The organism is Micromonospora sp. NPDC002296 (assembly GCF_040296145.1).
GTDB lineage: Bacteria > Actinomycetota > Actinomycetes > Mycobacteriales > Micromonosporaceae > Micromonospora.
Window position 1 is genome coordinate 23,025 of the sequence record NZ_JBEOWQ010000035.1, and the last position, 15,310, is coordinate 38,334.

A 15,310-nucleotide genomic window follows, 5' to 3' on the forward strand; every position below is an offset into this window, starting at 1 on the left:
TGGGCCGCGCGATAGGTAGGTCGCAGTACCAGTGCGACCGGGCGGGTCACGAGGCGGGCGGCAGCGCGAGCCAGTCCCGCCAGGTGATGTCACGGCCGATGCGGCGGGGCTGTTGGAAGGGCCAGTCGGCGGCGATCCACTGCGGCACCAGCGCGTCGAGCGCGCGCTCCGCCTCGCCGCCGACGAGGTCGTCCACCACCCACCAGGAGACCTCCGCGTCGGCGCCGGTGCGCTCGGGCGGGTCGATGTAGACGCAGCCGAGGATCGCCGTCTCCTCCTCGTCCAGCAGCGCGTAGTTGAACGACTGGTGCGCGGCTATCTCCCTCTCGTGCCGCAGGAGGTCGACGCGGTCCTCCTCGTACGTCATCGTCTCGCTGGGCCAACCCCAGGCCGGGCCGAAGATCTCCCACAGGCGTTCCCGGGAGCCCATCACGGCGGGGTAGTCGATCGCGGTGTCCGCCTCGCGGATGGGCCGGAGGTGAAGCGCGGTGCCGGGCACGGGCACACGGACGGGATGGACGAAGTCGTCGGGCAGCCAACTCATGAGGGCCGAGACTACAACCGGCCGGAGGCGTTCGCGACGAACTTTCAGTGGCGGCCGGGCCTCGACGCCGCCGCCGCCCAACCGCCCAGGAAGCGTCCGGGTGGATTCCTGCTTCGCGGCACGGATACCGGCCTTACCTGCTTCATACGGTGAGCGGTCGGGCTACCTCCAACTTTCCGTGGTCGATCAGCCAGCGGACGGATTCGAGCACGGCGGCCTGCGGTTCGTAGCGCGGCGCGTAGCCGAGCAGGGTGCTGGCCTTCTGGATGCTGAAGCAGTGGCTGCGGTAGAGGTGTTCCCAGCTCATCTCGGCGTGCTCCGGCGTCGTGGCCTGACGGAACTCCTCCCAGGTCACCGATTCCAGCGACCCGGTGTGCCCGAACCAGCCGGCGGCCTCGTGGGCGTACCCGCGGACGGTCAGCGCGGTGGGGGCGACGATGGTGAAGTCCTCGCCCGCCGCCGCGTCCCGGCGCTCGATTGCCTGCTCGAAGGCCTGGGCGACGTCGTCGGCGTGCACGTGGTGCATCAGCTCGACGCCGCTACCGGGGACCCGCAACGGACGTCCGGCCGAGAGCGTCTGCCAGACCGCGGGGTCGACGTTGCCCAGCGGGCCGATCGGGTGCCAGCCGGGACCGACGATGTGCCCGGGGTGCAGCGACGTGGTCACCAGGCCCGCGGAGGCGGTCTCCTCCTTCAGCATCCGGGCGATGCGGTCCTTCTGGATCCCGTACTCGCCGAACGGGGCAATGCCCGACGCTTCGGAGATCGGCACGTGGTGACTGGGCCCGTAGCGCCAGGTGGACCCACAGTGCAGCAGGTGCCCGGCCCGGCCGCGGAGACTCCCGACCAGCGCGGTGGCCGATTCCAGGGTGAAGCAGACCAGGTCGACCACGATATCCGGGCGGAGCCCGGCCACCGTGGCGCCGAAGGTGCCCTCGCGGTCTTCCCGCTCCCGGTCGGCGACGACCCGGTGCACCTGCTGCCACTCGGGCTCGTCGGCGTAGGCGGTGCTGGTGCCGCGGCTGATGCTCAGCACCTCGTGGCCGGCGCGCACCAGCCGGGGGACGAGGAATGTGCCGATATGGCCACTTCCGCCGATAACGACGACTCGCATGACTGTCCCATCGATGTCCGGGGCCGTGAGGCCGTGTCTTCGGCGTACCCGCCCAGCTCGGGACGGCCCGCGTGCAGCTAGGGTAGAGCTGTCCGCATGGTGGGCCCGCCATCGCGTACGCTGCTGCGAACTAAGGAGGTGAGTCCGATCAACGCTGTGACAGGTCGGGACTCCCTCCCCCGTATGGCCTAGGGAGTGCCCGCAGAAGGCATCCCGAAAGGCTCAAACCCATGCGCTTCATCTCTGAGACCTCCTCCGACGGCAACTGCGAACTGCTCTTCATTCTCGGTGAGATTCCCGGCGTGCTGTGGACGCCGGGAGGTGCCACCGGCACTCGCCCCCTTGTCCTGTTGGGACACGGCGGCGGCCAGCACAAGAAGGCCCCCGGCATCCTGGCCCATGCGCGCCGCCTCGTGGCCGAGTGTGGTTTCGCCGTGGTGGCGGTCGATGTTCCCGGCCACGGTGACCGGCCGATGGATGAGGAGTACAACCGGATCGCGACCGAGAACCAGGCCCGCGTGGATGCCGGGGAGGACTTGGCACCGCTGATCGCCGAATTCCAGGCCCTCGTGGCCCGCCAGACCGTCCCGGAATGGCAGGCGGTCCTGGACTCGGTCCAGCAACTGGCGCACGTCGGCACCGGCCCGGTCGGCTATTGGGGTGTGTCGCTGGGCTGCGGGCTCGGCGTTCCGTTCGTTGCCGCCGAGACCCGCGTACGCGCGGCGGTGCTGGGCCTGGGCGGGGCGCTCGCGTCGGCGGGGGCCGCCGCACGGATCACCGTCCCGGTGCGGTACCTGTTGCAGTGGGACGACGAGCGGGTGCCCCGGGCCCAGGGCCTGGCGCTGTTCGACGCCTTCGTCTCGGCCGAGAAGACGCTGCACGCCAACCCCGGCAGACACGGCGAAATCCCGGCGTTCGAGCTGGACAGTACGCTGCGGTTCTTCGCCCGGCACCTCGGCTGACAGCTCCGCGATGGCCGCTGTTGCGGCCGGTCCGGCGTCGCCGGACCGGCCGCGACCCGCACCGCATCATGGCAAGGGGCTTCTGCACCGTGTTCCAGTTGGTCGTCCGATGCCGGATGATCTTGCCGACGGGCAGCGGCTGATGGCCGGAAGGGCTCATCGCCCTCGGCTGCCGGGGTCCGTGGTAGAAACCCGGCGTGGCGTTCGACGATCTGGCTTACACCGGGACACCGCACGACCGGGTCCCGGGCCGGCGTGCTGACCCCGAGTGGGTCGCCGGCCAGCTCGCCCGCCCCGACGTCCGGCTGGTGCCGATGTGGCGGGACCGCTGCCTTCTCGCCGCCGGCGCCCCGGTCGTCGCGACCGGCACCCGGTGCCGAGAGATCGCGGCCGCCGCCGACGAGCTGGTGCTGCTCGGCCTGGACGACGGCACGCCCGTCTTCGCCGCCGACCTGAGCGCCGCCGCCGAGCCCGCCGCGCTGCGGTTGTGCGCCGCGCAGACGAGCACCGATCTGCGTACGCTGGCAGCCGGCCTGCCGCACCCGCACGCCGCGACCCTGGCGTACGCGCGCGGTCTGCTCCATTGGAACCGCCACGCCCGCTTCTGCGGCGCCTGCGGGTCGCCCGCCCGCAGCGCCCAGGCCGGCCACGTCCGGGTGTGCACCGGCCCGGAGTGCAATCGGCTGCTGTTTCCCCGGATCGAGCCGGCCGTGATCGTGCTGATCGAGATCCCCGGCCCGCAACCGCGCTGCCTGCTGGCCCGTCACCACGGCGCGGGCCCGGACAACTTCTCGTTGCTGGCCGGCTTCGTCGAGATCGGCGAGAGCCTGGAGGGCACGGTACGCCGCGAGGCCGCCGAGGAGGCGGGCGTCGCGGTCGGCCCCGTCACCTACCAGGGCTCCCAGGGATGGCCGTTCCCGGCCGGGATGATGATCGGGTTCATCGGGCAGGCGCTCGACGAGCGGATCGACGTCGACGGTGCGGAGCTGCTCGAGGCGCGCTGGTTCACCCGCGCCGAGGTGGTCGAGCGAATCGTCAACGGCCCCGGTGCGGGGCCTGTCGACTCGATCGGCGGATGGTTGCTGCGCTCCTGGGCCGGGCTCGGCGCGGCACCGTAATCGGTCCCGTCTGCGCAACCGGTCAGGAGACAGTTCCTTGACCCGGAGGCTGGGCTCGGGTGGTCGAACAACGACCACTGACTCCGCCACGCCTCCACGTTCACCGAGTAGGTCGCCGTGTGCCGGCCGTCGGGTTGCGCTGGCGCCGACGACGGCGAAGCTGCGCCGGCTGCGGGGTGGGGTGTTCGTGGCGCGGAGACGGCGGTAACGTTGCGCCCCATCATGCCCGCATCGCGGTCTCGCGTCGGGCCTGAGGTCGCCGATCGTATGGAGGATGCCGGAATGTCCACCGGGGAGTCGTTCGCGGTACGCAACGAGCCGAACGGGCGGCCGAGCTTCGAGCAGACGCTGCGCGGCTACGACAAGCGGCAGGTCGACCGGTACGTCGAGCAGGTCGAGGCCGGCGCCGCGGCCCTGTCGGCCGAGCGGGACCGGGCGCAGTACCAACTCCGCAACCACACCCTCCAGTTCCAGCAGCTTCAGGCGGAGCTGACCGAGCTGCGCCAGCGCCCGGCGCAGGTGGACCGGGCGTCCTTCCGGGACCTGGGGCCGGTGGTCGACCAGATCCTCGCGCTCGCCGAGAAGCAGGCCGGGTTGATCGTGGAGACCGCCGGGCAGCGGGCCGGCGAGTTGCAGGCCGAGGCGGAGCGGGTCCTGTTGGAGGCGCGGGAGCACGCCGCCCAGACGCTGCACGACCTGGAGGCGGAACTGTCGGCCCGGCGGGCCGAGCAGGAGAAGGCGTACGAGGAGCGGCGCTCGGCGGCCGAGGCGCAGCTCGCGGACATCCAGGAGCTGGTGGAGCAGCTACGGGTGGACGGCGAGGCCGCCCACGCGCACGCCCAGCAGGAGGCAAAGCGGATCAACGAGCTGACCGCCCAGCAGGTGGAGCAGGCCCGCGTTGCGGCCGAGGCGCTGACCAAGGCGGCCCGTACGCAGATCCAGCAGGAGGTCCAGGCGGCGCGCGCGCAGAGCCAGCAGGAGCTGACCCAGTGGCGGGTCAACGTGGAGCGGGAGATCAACGAGCGGCGGGCGGCGGCCGAGCAGGAGTTGGCCGAGCACCGGGCGGCGGCCGAGCGGGACGTGGCCGGCCAGCTCACCGCCGCCGAGGAGAAGATCGCCACGCTGATCGCCGAGGCGCAGCAGTACTCGACGGAGGTGCGCAAGCGCGCCGACGAGCAGGCGACCCTGCACCAGGAGCAGCTCACCGCCGTGCAGCAGGAGGTCGGCGGCCAGCGGCAGGCGCTGACCCAGCTGCACGCCGAGCTGGACGGGGCCCAGCAGCAGCTCGCCCGGGTCCGCCAGGAGGGGGCCGCGGTCGAGCACCAGGTCAACCAGTTGCAGCAGCACCTCGACGAGATCCGACAGGAGTTGGCGGCCGAGACGAGCCGGCTGGAGGAGGCGCGCCGTTCGGCGGACTCCGTCGAGCAGCACGCCAAGGACGTCCGGGCCCGGGTGCAGCGGGAGGCGAAGCGGGTGGCGGACCTGGCCGCCGCCGCGGTGATGGCCGCCGCGGCCGGGGGCGGCGAGACCGCCGAGTACCCGACGGTGCGGTCCCGCCCGGAGGCGGACCGGCCCGCCGAGGCGGCCGGCGGGCAGCAGCCCGTCGCCGCGCCCGAGGTGGCCGCGAGCGCCTGACCTGGCCGCCTCCGGCACGCACGGACGGGCCCCGGTCGATCGCTGGTGGATCGGCCGGGGCCCGTCGTTCGAAGCCGGGTCAGGCGAGGTCGAACCGGTCGAGCTCCATGACCTTGGTCCAGGCCGCGACGAAGTCGGCCACGAACTTGTCGCGCGCGTCCTGGCTGGCGTAGACCTCCGCGAGGGCCCGCAGCTGGGAGTTGGAGCCGAAGACGAGGTCGACCGCGGTGGCGGTCCACTTCACCTCATCGGTGGCCAGGTCCCGGATCTCGTACCCGTGCTCCTCGGACTCCGACGCCTTCCACCGCGTGCTCGGGGAGAGCAGGTTGGTGAAGAAGTCGTTGGTGAGCACGCCGGGCCGCTCGGTGAGGACGCCGTGCCGCGTGCCGCCGACGTTGGCCCCGAGCGAGCGCAGGCCGCCGATGAGGACGGTCATCTCGGGCGCGGTCAGGTTGAGCATGTAGGCACGGTCGAGGAGCAGCACCTCCGGCTGGGTCTTCTCGCCGGGACGCAGGTAGTTGCGGAACCCGTCGGCGCGCGGCTCAAGGACCTTGAAGGACTCGGCGTCGGTCTGCTCCGCGGTGGCGTCGGTGCGACCCGGGCGGAACGGCACGGTCACCTCGACGCCGGCGTCGCGCGCCGCCTTCTCGACGGCGGCCGAGCCGGCCAGCACGATCAGGTCCGCGAGCGAGATCTGCGCGCCGCCGGCCGAGTTGAACTCCCGCTGGATGCCCTCAAGGGTCGCCAGGACCGTCGCGAGCTGCTCGGGCTCGTTGACCTCCCAGCTGCGCTGCGGCTCAAGACGGATCCGCGCGCCGTTGGCGCCACCGCGCTTGTCGGTGGACCGGAAGGTGGCGGCCGAGGCCCAGGCGGTGGAGACCAGCTGGGCGGTCGGGATGCCGGAGTTCAAGATCGTCGCCTTCAGGGCGGCGACGTCGGCGTCACCCACCAGCTCGTGGTCGACGGCCGGCACCGGGTCCTGCCACAGCTGCGGCTCCGCGACCCACGGCCCGAGGAAACGGCTGACCGGACCCATGTCGCGGTGCAGCAGCTTGTACCAGGCCTTGGCGAACGCCAGCGCGAACTCGTCGGGGTTCTCCAGGAAGCGACGCGAGATCTTCTCGTACGCCGGGTCGACGCGCAGCGACAGGTCCGTCGTGAGCATCGTCGGCTTGTGCTTCTTCGACGGGTCGTGGGCGTCCGGGATGATCGCCTCGGCGTCCTTGGCGACCCACTGCTTCGCGCCGCCGGGGCTCCTGGTGAGCTCCCACTCGTAGCCGAAGAGGATCTCGAAGAAGCGGTTGCTCCACTGCGTCGGCCGGTCGGTCCACGTCACCTCGAGACCACTGGTGATCGTGTCACCGCCCTTGCCGCTGCCGTAGGTGCTCAGCCAGCCCAGGCCCTGCGTCTCCAGCGGGGCGCCCTCGGGCTCGGGGCCCACGTGGTCGTCGGCGACGCCGGCGCCGTGGGTCTTGCCGAAGGTGTGGCCACCGGCGATGAGGGCGACGGTCTCCTCGTCGTTCATCGCCATCCGGGCGAAGGTCTCCCGGATGAAGTGCGCCGCCGCGACCGGGTCAGCGTTGCCCCGGGGGCCCTCCGGGTTGACGTAGATGAGACCCATCTCGGTCGCCCCGACGCCGGCCGCCATCTCCTTCTCGGAGGCGTAGCGCTCGTCGCCGAGCCAGGTGTCCTCCGGACCCCAGAAGATCTCCTCGGGCTCCCAGACGTCCTCCCGGCCGAAGCCGAAGCCGAAGGTCTTGAAGCCCATCGACTCCAGGGCGACGTTACCGGCGAGCACGAGCAGGTCGGCCCACGAGATCTGCTGGCCGTACTTCTGCTTGACCGGCCAGAGCAGCCGGCGGGCCTTGTCGAGGTTGGCGTTGTCCGGCCAGCTGTTGAGCGGGGCGAACCGCTGACCGCCGTCGCCGGCGCCGCCGCGACCGTCCTCGATGCGGTAGGTGCCCGCGGCGTGCCAGCTCATCCGGATCATCAGGCCGCCGTAGTGACCGAAGTCGGCCGGCCACCAGTCCTGCGAGGTGGTGAGGACCTCGGTGAGGTCCCGCTTGAGGGCCTCGACGTCGAGCTTGGCGACCTCCCTGGCGTAGCTGAAGCCCTCCCCCAGCGGGTTGCCCTTGGACGAGTGGGCATGCAACACCGAGAGGTCGAGCTGGTTGGGCCACCAGTCCCGGTTGGTGCGCGGACGCCCTCCGGTCTTCGGCGTCGGCGAGTCGATCGCCGGGTTCTCGCTCTCGCTGCCGTGCGCGGTCACGGAGTCGTGCGCGACCGGGCAGCCGGCCGCCTCCTTCTTGTCCACGCCCTGCGCGCTGGAGGGAACGTTGTCCTGGGTGTCGCTCATCTGCATCCTTCCGAACTGGCGGATCACTGGGAGGTGCGTTCGGTCGCACAGTCGGGGCAGGTGCCCCAGTAGACGACCTCCGCCTCGTCGACCGCGAAGCCGTGGTCGTCCGAGGCGGTGAGACAGGGAGCATGGCCGACAGCGCAGTCGACGTCGGCGATCGCGCCGCAGGAGCGGCACACGACATGATGGTGGTTGTCCCCCACCCGGGACTCGTACCGGGCGATCGCACCGGCAGGCTGGATGCGCCGCACCAGACCGGCGTCGGTGAGCGCCCGCAGCACGTCGTACACCGCCTGGTGGGAGACCGTGGGCTGATCCGCCCGGACCAGGGCGATCACCGTGTCGGTGTCGACATGCGAATGGTCGCGCAGCGCTGCGAGCACCGCCAGCCGGGGCCGGGTCACCCGCAACAGGGCCGCGCGCAGCTGAGCCTCGAATTCGGAGGTCACCCGATGAACATAGTCCACTCTTCTGGAACGAATCAATTTTTACCCAGTTTCGCCCGCACATCTTCGACGCAGAGACCTGGCCGACCAGCCGGCGGGGCCCCGCCGGTGATCTTTCTGTCGGTACGGGCTGTTACGGTCGCGCCGCCGCTGAACCAGTCGAGCCGGAGGTTGGCGTGATCAGGTCCCATCTGTCGTCGTTCACCGGGCTGCCCGTGCTGCCCTTCACCCCCGGGATGGCCCTGCCCGACGATCCGTCGGCGGTCGCCTGGCGGCTGGAGGTGGAGGACTTCGAGGCCGATCCGGTGGAGTTCGCTGCCCTGGTCGCGGCCCTGCGCGACGAGGTGCCCGCCGACGCGGTCCGGGCCCTGGTGATCGGCGAGTGGGGCTCGGCGTACGAGGAGGCGTTGCCGATCGACCTGCTGGTCGCGGCGGCGGAGAAGTGGACCTCGCTGCGGGCGGTCTTCCTCGCCGACCTGGTCAGCGAGCAGTGCGAGATCTCCTGGCTCACGCACGGTGACATCACCCCGCTACTGGCGGCGTACCCGTCGCTGGAGGTGCTGTGGGTGCGCGGCGCCAACGAGCTACGCCTCGACCCGGTGCGGCACACCCGGCTGCGGGAGCTGGTCTTCCAGTCCGGCGGGCTGCCCGGGTCGGTGACCCGCGCGGTCGGCGGCTGCGACCTGCCCGCGTTGGAGCGCCTCGAACTGTGGCTCGGCCGGCAGGACTACGGGGGCGACACGACCGTGGACGACCTGGCCGAGGTGCTGGCCGGCACGCGGCTGCCGGCGCTGCGCCACCTGGCGGTGAGCAACGACGCGTTCGCCGATCTGACCGCGCAGGCCGTCGCCGCCGCCCCGGTGGTCCGCCAACTGGAGGTCCTCGACCTGTCCAAGGGGGTGTTCACCGACGCCGGCGCGGAGGCGCTGCTGGCCGGGCAGCCGCTGACCCACCTGCGCCGCCTCGACCTGCACCACCACTTCCTCTCCGAGCCCGCGCGCGAGCGGATCGTCGCCGCCCTGCCGGGCGTCGAGGTCGACCTGTCGGACCCGCAGACCGTCGAGACGTACAACGGCCGCGAGTACCGCTTCACCGCGGTCGGGGAGTGAGCAGACCATGACCGTCGGATCGCACGCCGACTTCTTCGCCGGCCGCACCGTCGTCGAGGTTCCCGCCGACGGCCCGCTGCCCGACGCCGACGGCCCCACCGCCTGGCGGATCGCCGCGCACGACTGGGACAACAGCACCGACCACAAGCTCAACCCCCAGTTCCGCGACGCGTTCGAGCGGTTCGTCGACCGGGCGGGCGAGTCCGTGGAGGCCCTGGTGATCGGCTCCTGGGGATACGCCGCGTTCAACGAGGCCCCGATCGCCCAGCTCTGCGAGGCCGCGCCGCGCCTGCCCAACCTCAAGGCCCTCTTCCTCGGCGACATCGTCGCCGAGGAGTGCGAGATCTCCTGGATGCGGGTGGGTGACGTCAGCCAACTGCTGACCGCCCATCCCGGCCTGGAGGTGCTGCGGGTGCGCGGCGGGGAGGACTTCCGGTTCTCCCCGGTGCGCCACGAGCGGCTGCGCCGGCTGGAGGTGCAGAGCGGCGGGCTGCGCCCCGCCTTCGTCCGGGCGGTGCTCGACTCCGAACTGCCCGCCCTGGACGAGCTGGAGCTGTGGCTCGGCACCCCCGACTACGGCGGCGAGACCGCCGTGTCGGACCTGGCCCCGCTGCTGGCCGGGGAGCGGTTCCCCGCGCTGCGGCGGCTCGGGCTGTGCAACTCCGAGATCGCCGACGACATCGCCGAGGCCCTCGCCGCCGCGCCGGTGGTGAAGCGGCTGGAGGCGCTGGACCTGTCGCTGGGCACCCTCGGCGACCGAGGAGCCCTCGCCCTGGCCGGCGGGCAGCCGCTGACCCACCTCGCCAAGCTGGACCTGAGCCACCACTACGCCTCCGAGGAGACCGTCGCGGCGGTGAAGGCGGCCCTGCCGGGCGTGTGGGTGGACCTGTCCGACCCGCAGGAGGAGGACGAGGACGAGGGCGAGACGTACCGGTACACGGCGGTGTCGGAGTGACATGCGGCTGACCGTCGTCGGCAACCCCGACAACCGGCGCGTCGGCCTGTTCACCCGGGCCGTGCTGGCCGCCGGCCTGCCCCGGCCGGCGGTGCTGCCCTGGGTCGACGTGCTCACCGGCGCGGCACCGCCGCCGGCGGGCGCACTGGTGCGCGTCGACTCCCCCGGCGAGGACCCGGAGGTGGACCGGCTGCTGCGTCGGGCGGCCGGCCCGGCACGGCACGGCGAACTGATCGGCCTCGCCGACACGTACGCGGGGCTGGTCGACGGCCTCGGCCGGGTCGCCGCCGGCGGCGCAGAGCTGCTCAACGACCCGGCCGACGTGGCCGCGCTGTGCGACAAGCGCCGCTGCCACGCCCTGCTGTGCGCCGCCGGGGTTGCGGTGCCGGGCGCGCTGCCCCCGGTCGACGGGTACGCGGGCCTGCGCGCGGCGATGGCGGAGGCGGGCTGGGCGCGGGTGTTCGTCAAGCCCGCGCACGGCTCGTCGGCGGCCGGGGTGATCGCCCTCGCGGTCGGTCCCGGCCGGATCCGGGCGGTCACCCCGATCGAGGTGGCCCCGGACGGCCTGTTCAACTCGCTGAAGGTACGCCACTACGACGACGAGGCCACCGTCGCCGCGCTCGTCGACCGGCTCGCCCCGGAAGGGCTGCACGTGGAGCGGTGGCTGCCCAAGGCGGGGCTCGGCGACCGGGTCGTCGACCTGCGGGTGGTGGTGGTCGCCGGCCGGCCCAGCCACGCGGTGGTGCGCGCCGCCCGGGGGCCGATGACGAACCTGCACCTGGGCAACGCGCGCGGCGACCTGGCCGAGCTGCGGGACGCCGCCGGGCCCACGGCGTGGTCGGCGGCGATGGAAACCTGCGAGCGGGCCGCCGCGTGCTTCCCGCGCAGCCTGCACGTCGGCGTCGACCTGATGTTCCTGCTCGGCTGGCGGCGGCACGCGGTGGCGGAGGTCAACGCGTTCGGGGACCTGCTGCCCGGGGTGCTCGTCGACGGCCGGGACACCTACGCCGAGCAGGTGCACGCCCTGACCAGCGGCCGGTGGGACCGTTGGCGGGCGGCCGGGGCGCGGGCCACGTCGGCGACAGCCCCCGAGGCCGGGCAGCCGGCGGGGCGGCCGGACCGGACCGGGCGGGAGATGATCGCGTGCGGAGCCTGATCGGCAGTCACGACATCTGCCTGGTCACCCTGGACACGCTGCGCTGGGACGTGGCCGACGGGCTGGCCGCCGCCGGGCGCACCCCGCAGCTCGCGCGGGCGCTGCCGGGCGGCCGGTGGGAGCGCCGGCACTCCCCCGCCAGCTTCACCTACGCCGCCCACCACGCGTTCTTCGCCGGCTTCCTGCCCACCCCGGTCACCCCGGGCCGGCACGAGCGGCTGTATGCGGCGGCGTTCCCCGGCAGCGAGACCGCGGGCTCCGACACCTGGGTCTTCGACGCGCCGGACCTGCCGACCGCCCTCGCCGGGGAGGGTTACCACACGCTCTGCCTGGGCGGGGTGGGGTTCTTCAACCGGCGCAGCCCGCTCGGGTCGGTGCTGCCCGGCCTGTTCGCCGAGGCGCACTGGGAGCCGGAGTTCGGGGTCACCTCCCCCACCTGCCTGGACGCCCAGCTCGACCGGCTGGCCGAGGCGCTGCCCCGGGTCCCCGCGCGGCAGCCGCTGTTCACGTTCCTCAACGTCGCGGCGCTGCACCAGCCCAACCGGCACTACGTCCCCGGCGCCGCACACGACGACCCGGCCAGCCACGCCGCCGCCCTGGAGTACGTCGACAGCCGCCTCGGCCGGCTGTTCGCCCTGCTCACCGGGCGCGGCCGACCGGCGTTCACGATCATCTGCTCCGACCACGGCACGGCGTACGGGGAGGACGGCCACACCGGCCACCGGATCGGCCACGACGTGGTGTGGACGGTCCCGTACGCCCACTTCACCCTGCAACCGGGAGAATGGTGACCAGCACCGACACGGGCCTCGACGGCTCGCCGTACCAGCAGTACCTGTACGCGTACCCGCACAAGACCTCGTACCGGGCGCTGCGGCCCCGGCCGTCACTGGCCGACGTGTGGCGGGCCGAGGCACGCGACGCGCTCTTCCTCTACGTCCACCTGCCGTTCTGCGAGATGCGGTGCGGGTTCTGCAACCTGTTCACCCGGGCCAACGCCCCCGCCGAGCAGGTCACCGCGTACCTGCGGCAGCTGCGCCGGCAGGCCCAGCGGGTGGCCGACGCGCTCGGCGGCGACGCCGGGTACGCCCGCACGGCCCTCGGCGGCGGCACCCCCACCTACCTGACCGCCGACGAGCTGACCGAGCTGTTCGACATCGCCACGTCCACGCTCGGGGCGCGGCTGCCCGGCGTACCGCTGTCGGTGGAGACCTCGCCGGCCACCGCGACGCCGGACCGGCTCGCGGTGCTCGCCGCGCACGGCACCACCAGGGTGAGCATCGGCGTGCAGAGCTTCCTCGACGTCGAGGCCCGCGCCGCCGGCCGCCCGCAGCGCCGCACGGAGGTGGAGGCCGCCCTCGGCGCGCTCCGCGACGCGCGGATCCCGGTGCTCAACATCGACCTGATCTACGGCATCGACGGGCAGACCGCCGACACCTGGCGGCAGAGCCTGGACGCGGCCCTCGCGTGGCGGCCGGAGGAGCTGTACCTGTACCCGCTGTACGTGCGACCGCTGACCGGGCTGGGCCGGCGGGCGCACGGCCGGGCGGACTGGGACGCGCAGCGGCTCGCCCTGTACGAGCAGGCGGTGGACGTCCTCGGCGCGGCCGGGTACCGGCAGGAGTCGATGCGGCAGTTCCGCCGGGCCGACGTGCCGACGCCGGACGGCCCGGACTACTGCTGCCAGGACGACGGGATGGTGGGGCTGGGCTGCGGCGCGCGCTCCTACACCACGGGCCTGCACTACTCGTTCGACTACGCGGTGAGCGTGTCCGAGGTGCGGGTCGTGCTCGACGACTACCTGGCCCGGCCGGCCGACGACTTCCGGTTCGCCGAGTTCGGGTTCACCCTCGACGACACCGAGCAGCGCCGCCGCTGGCTGCTCAAGTCGCTGCTGCGCGCGGAGGGGGTGGACCCGGTCGCGTACCGGGCCCGGTTCGGCCGCCCGCCCGGCGAGGACTTCCCCGAGCTGGGGCGGCTGGTCGAGCGGGGCTGGGCCGCCGACGGCGGGCTGCGGCTCACCCCGGCGGGGCTGGCCCGCTCCGACGCGGTCGGCCCGTGGCTGACCTCCGCGCAGGTGCGCAGCGCGATGACCGGGTACGTGCCGCGATGAACCCGGCCGATCGGTGCGGCGGGGCAGCGGGCCTGGCGATCCTCTACCGGGGGCCCCTGGCGAGCTGCAACTACGACTGCCCGTACTGCCCGTTCGCGAAGCGACGCGACCCGCCGGAGCTGCTGGCGGAGGACCGGGCGGCGCTCGCGCGGTTCACCGGCTGGGTGGCCGCCAGCGCCGACGTGCGACTGTCGGTGCTGTTCACCCCGTGGGGCGAGGGGCTGACCCGCCGCTGGTACCGGGACGCCATGGTGGCGCTGTCGCACCTGCCGCACGTCGACCGGGTGGTCATCCAGACCAACCTGGCCGCCCGGGTCGACTGGCTGGCCGACGCCGACCCGGGCCGGGCGGCGCTGTGGACGACGTACCACCCGGGGCAGGTCACCCGGGAGCGTTTCCTGGCCCGCTGCGCGCGGCTGGCGGAGCTGGGGGTCCGGTTCTCCGTCGGGGTGGTCGGCCTGCCGGAGCACCTCGACGAGGCGCGGGCCCTGCGCGCCGCGCTGCCGCCCGAGGTGTACCTGTGGGTGAACGCCGCCGAGGGCCGCCGCTACGACGCCGCCGAGGAGGCGACCTGGACGGCGCTGGACCCGCTGTTCGGCTACAGCGTGCGCCCGCACCTGTCGCTGGACCGGCCGTGCCACGCCGGGGAGACGGCGATCTCCGTGCTCGGGGACGGCACGGTGCGCCGCTGCCACTTCGTCCCGGAGCCGATCGGCAACCTGTACGACGGGTCGTGGCGGGCCGCGCTGCGCCCCCGCGCGTGCGTCAACGCGGTCTGCGACTGCCACATCGGGTACGTCCACCTCAAGCCGCTCGGGCTGCGCGACGTGTTCGCCGGCGGGCTGCTGGAACGCATCCCGGCCGCCTGGCCGCCCGGCTGACCCGCGCGGGTCAGGGCCGCCCGGTCGGCTCGTGGGCCGTGGTGTGGTCGAGGATCACCTCGGCGAGCCCGGGGCCGACGGCCTCCGACAGGGCGTGGCCCAGCCCGGGGACGGTGACCAGCCGGGCGTTGCCCAGCAGCGCGGCGAGGTGCCGGGCGGCGGCGGTGCCGGCGATGGGATCGGCCGGGGAGTCGACCACGAGGGCGGGGGTGGTGGTCGCCTTCAGCTCCGTGGCCCGGTCGAGGCCGTCCTGGCTGGCCTGCGCGTGCGCCCCGGTGTTGTCGTGCCGGCCCGCGTGGTCCATGATGCGCTCCTCCCGACGCCGGAACTCCTCGGCGTCGAAGGGCAGCTCGCCGCCGTTGAGGATGCTCCAGTGCTCCACCCGCCAGGCGATCTCGGCGGCGCGGTCGCGCGGCTGGAGCATCGTCTCCCAGTACGCCAGCAGCTCGGGGTCGGGCCCCGGCGCGTCGGCGGGGCCGCCGTCCATCGGCGGGGTGCCGACGAAGGTGGCCGTCGCCACCCGCTCGGGGTGGTCGAGCAGCAGCAGCTGCGTCAGCATGCCGCCCATGGACATGCCGACGACGTGGGCGCGCGCGACGTCCAGCGCGTCGAGCAGCTTCACGGCGTCGGCGGCCAGTTCGACGATCGGGTACGGATGCTCGGCGAAGGACCAGGTCGAGCGGCCCGTGTCGCGGTGGTCGTAGCGGATCACGCGGTGCCGGCGGGCCAGCGCGTCGAGCAGGGAGTCCGGCCAGGTCAGGCCGGAGGCCTGCGCGCCCATGACGAGCAGCAGCGCCGGGGCGGCCGGATCGCCGCGCTCCTCGGCCCACAACCGCACCCCGGGCGCTACGTCGACGTGATGTTCCATGTTCGACAGGGTTACCCATGATCGGGACGCCGTCCAGCGAATTGCCGCGC

Annotated in this window: 14 protein-coding genes; 9 read left to right on the plus strand and 5 right to left on the minus strand. The window is 73.3% G+C overall.

Annotated elements, in window-relative coordinates; all coding sequences use genetic code 11:
* Window positions 1-46 precede the first annotated feature (46 nt).
* The gene (locus ABT023_RS22690) at window positions 47-544 is read right to left on the minus strand and encodes a GNAT family N-acetyltransferase (protein ID WP_350888392.1); all 498 of its coding nucleotides are present in this window, start codon (window positions 542-544) and stop codon (window positions 47-49) included.
* Window positions 545-686: 142 nt separating this feature from the next.
* A complete protein-coding gene (locus ABT023_RS22695; protein ID WP_350888393.1) occupies window positions 687-1,658 on the minus strand; it encodes an NAD-dependent epimerase/dehydratase family protein in 972 nt (323 codons plus the stop codon).
* A gap of 230 nt (window positions 1,659-1,888) precedes the next feature.
* Here ABT023_RS22695 and ABT023_RS22700 point away from each other — a divergent pair, with 230 nt between their 5' ends.
* From ABT023_RS22700 to ABT023_RS22710, 3 genes are all read left to right on the plus strand, one after another.
* Window positions 1,889-2,620, plus strand: coding sequence for a dienelactone hydrolase family protein (locus ABT023_RS22700; protein WP_350888394.1), 732 nt, complete (start codon window positions 1,889-1,891; stop codon window positions 2,618-2,620).
* A gap of 197 nt (window positions 2,621-2,817) precedes the next feature.
* Complete coding sequence (gene nudC, locus ABT023_RS22705; RefSeq protein WP_350888395.1) at window positions 2,818-3,738, plus strand: NAD(+) diphosphatase; 921 nt, start codon at window positions 2,818-2,820, stop codon at window positions 3,736-3,738.
* Between the two features lie 282 nt (window positions 3,739-4,020).
* Window positions 4,021-5,373, plus strand: a complete 1,353-nt coding sequence (locus ABT023_RS22710) for a coiled-coil domain-containing protein (protein WP_350888396.1) — start codon at window positions 4,021-4,023, stop codon at window positions 5,371-5,373.
* Window positions 5,374-5,452: 79 nt separating this feature from the next.
* Here ABT023_RS22710 and katG read toward each other — a convergent pair whose 3' ends face one another.
* On the minus strand, window positions 5,453-7,729 hold the full coding sequence (katG, locus tag ABT023_RS22715; RefSeq protein WP_350888397.1) for a catalase/peroxidase HPI: 2,277 nt from the start codon (window positions 7,727-7,729) through the stop codon (window positions 5,453-5,455).
* A gap of 23 nt (window positions 7,730-7,752) precedes the next feature.
* Window positions 7,753-8,181 carry a Fur family transcriptional regulator gene (locus ABT023_RS22720; RefSeq protein WP_350888398.1) on the minus strand — a complete coding sequence of 143 codons (429 nt, stop codon included), beginning with the start codon at window positions 8,179-8,181 and terminating at the stop codon, window positions 7,753-7,755.
* A gap of 173 nt (window positions 8,182-8,354) precedes the next feature.
* Between ABT023_RS22720 and ABT023_RS22725 the strand changes: the two genes are divergently transcribed.
* The 6 genes from ABT023_RS22725 to ABT023_RS22750 are packed head-to-tail and all read left to right on the plus strand — an operon-like array spanning window position 8,355 to window position 14,392.
* Window positions 8,355-9,287 (plus strand): STM4015 family protein, encoded by a 933-nt coding sequence (locus ABT023_RS22725; protein WP_350888399.1) that lies wholly within the window; start codon window positions 8,355-8,357, stop codon window positions 9,285-9,287.
* 7 nt (window positions 9,288-9,294) lie between these two features.
* Complete coding sequence (locus ABT023_RS22730; RefSeq protein WP_350888400.1) at window positions 9,295-10,242, plus strand: STM4015 family protein; 948 nt, start codon at window positions 9,295-9,297, stop codon at window positions 10,240-10,242.
* A gap of 1 nt (window position 10,243) precedes the next feature.
* Window positions 10,244-11,398, plus strand: a complete 1,155-nt coding sequence (locus ABT023_RS22735; RefSeq protein WP_350888401.1) for an STM4014 family protein — start codon at window positions 10,244-10,246, stop codon at window positions 11,396-11,398.
* Window positions 11,386-12,189 (plus strand): STM4013/SEN3800 family hydrolase, encoded by an 804-nt coding sequence (locus ABT023_RS22740; protein WP_350888402.1) that lies wholly within the window; start codon window positions 11,386-11,388, stop codon window positions 12,187-12,189. Before ABT023_RS22735 ends, ABT023_RS22740 begins: the two co-directional genes overlap by 13 nt.
* Window positions 12,186-13,511 (plus strand): STM4012 family radical SAM protein, encoded by a 1,326-nt coding sequence (locus ABT023_RS22745; protein WP_350888403.1) that lies wholly within the window; start codon window positions 12,186-12,188, stop codon window positions 13,509-13,511. Before ABT023_RS22740 ends, ABT023_RS22745 begins: the two co-directional genes overlap by 4 nt.
* The gene (locus tag ABT023_RS22750) at window positions 13,508-14,392 is read left to right on the plus strand and encodes an STM4011 family radical SAM protein (protein WP_350888404.1); all 885 of its coding nucleotides are present in this window, start codon (window positions 13,508-13,510) and stop codon (window positions 14,390-14,392) included. The genes ABT023_RS22745 and ABT023_RS22750 overlap by 4 nt, the downstream gene beginning before the upstream one ends.
* Before the next feature lie 10 nt (window positions 14,393-14,402).
* Here the strand turns inward: ABT023_RS22750 and ABT023_RS22755 are convergent, their stop codons facing one another.
* Window positions 14,403-15,260 (minus strand): alpha/beta fold hydrolase, encoded by an 858-nt coding sequence (locus ABT023_RS22755; protein ID WP_350888405.1) that lies wholly within the window; start codon window positions 15,258-15,260, stop codon window positions 14,403-14,405.
* Between the last annotated feature and the right edge of the window lie 50 nt (window positions 15,261-15,310).